This is a genomic window from uncultured Thiocystis sp., from assembly GCF_903866365.1.
In the GTDB taxonomy this organism is placed as follows: Bacteria; Pseudomonadota; Gammaproteobacteria; order Chromatiales; family Chromatiaceae; genus Chromatium.
Window position 1 is genome coordinate 1 of the sequence record NZ_CAIPNF010000151.1, and the last position, 1,671, is coordinate 1,671.

General features: G+C 58.1%; 1 protein-coding gene and 1 pseudogene. Both read left to right on the forward strand.

The genetic code is table 11. From position 1 onward, the window contains the following. Positions 1 to 150 precede the first annotated feature (150 nt). Positions 151 to 1,233: pseudogene (locus QZY07_RS08825) on the forward strand (HlyD family type I secretion periplasmic adaptor subunit); the annotation flags it as partial. A gap of 88 nt (positions 1,234 to 1,321) precedes the next feature. Beyond that, on the forward strand, positions 1,322 to 1,671 hold a 350-nt coding region (locus QZY07_RS08830), incomplete at its 3' end, for a hypothetical protein (protein WP_295401660.1).

Below are 1,671 nucleotides of genomic sequence, written 5' to 3' on the forward strand. Positions count from 1 at the left end.
CAGAAAGTTTATCTAATGAAATTAGATTGTTGCAGTTTGACTTACACATGAAATTTAGGCAAAAGCCGATTTCCGTCCAGTTTGTGCTCCCATGCTTGAAAAAACATATGCAATTCAACAGGGACTTTCTGAACAGACTCTGAGGGCGACAGGGTGGCCGTCGGCGACGTATTGGTCCGTCTGGACGATACCGACGCCAGTGCACAGCTCCAAATCGCGCGGGGTCAATACCTGTCGCTCCGTGCCCAGGAGGCACGTCTCGTGGCCGAGCGCGATGATCTGCTCGACATCAACTTCCCTGATGAGCTGCTCTCCACCGTGGATGATCCACGTATTCGGGAGGCAATCACCGGCGAGCAGCGGGTGTTCCAGGCCCGGCACAGCGCGCTGATCGGCGAGCAGCAGATTTTGCGACAGCGCGGCGAGCAACTCCAGGAACAGATCAGCGGCCTGGGCGCATTGGCCGCAAGCAAACTAACACGCATCGAGCTGTATCAGCAGGAGATCGGGGGTCTCAACAAGCTATTCGCCAAGGGGCTCGGAGATAAAAGCCGTCTGCTGGAATGGGAGAGGTTGGTCGCCGAGCTGGAAGGAGAGCGGGGGCAACACCAGTCGGATATCGCCGGCACTCATGTCAAGATGGGCGAAACGCAGATCCAAGCCGCTCAACTGAAACGCAAGTTCACCACTGAAATCGTCACTGAATTGCGCGAGGTGGAGACCAAGATCGCCGATCTGCGCGAGCGGATGCGGAGCTTGGGAAAGGCGCTCGAACGCACGGTCATCCAGGCTCCGGTGACGGGCGCCATCGTTGGCACCAGCGTCCATACGATCGGTGGCGTGATCCGCCCGGGAGATCCGATCCTGGACATCGTCCCCGAAAACGATTCGCTTCTCATCGAGGCGCAGGTTCAACCCATGGATATCGACCGGGTGTCCCCTGGGCTGGAGGCGGACCTGCATCTGAGCGCCTTTAATGCCAGGACAACACCCGTCATTCCAGGGCAAGTCTTGACCGTTTCCGCGGATCGCCTGATCGAACAGGCCACGAACAGGCCCTATTATCTGGCCCGTATTCAGGTGACCCCGGAAGGCATGGCGAAATTACAGGGGCGCACACTGCAAGCCGGTATGCCGGTGGAGGTCATGATCAAGACCGGCGAACGCACCTTTTTTGACTATCTCATGCGGCCCTTCACCGATCGTCTTGCCCAAGCATTTAGAGAACCATGAACGGTATCAGGCATGCGGATTCTTGTCGTCGTGTGTAAGATGGGCCGCATTGATCACGCCAATCTTTTTTTCAGGAGATCCGCTTGCCATGACTGCGCCAATTCTCAATCCAGCTTTCTCACCTAATCTTTCCAATGTGCTGGAAGGCGCGGCTAACGACGATTACGCGGACGACCGCGCGGGGGCGGCTGCCCTCACGCTGGGTACGGCCAAGAGCGGCCAGATCGAAGTAGTCTCCGACCAGGACTATTTCAAAGTGGATCTGCTGGCCGGGCAACGCTACCTGTTCGAGATGACCGCTGCGGGGACCGGCTCCCTGGAGACGGCGTACTTGACTCTGTACAACGCCACCGGCGGGTACATCGCCTCCGGCTTCGGCGCGGATCTAGCGACCTTCTCCTATGTCGCCGCCCAGAGCGGCACCTATTACCTGGAGGC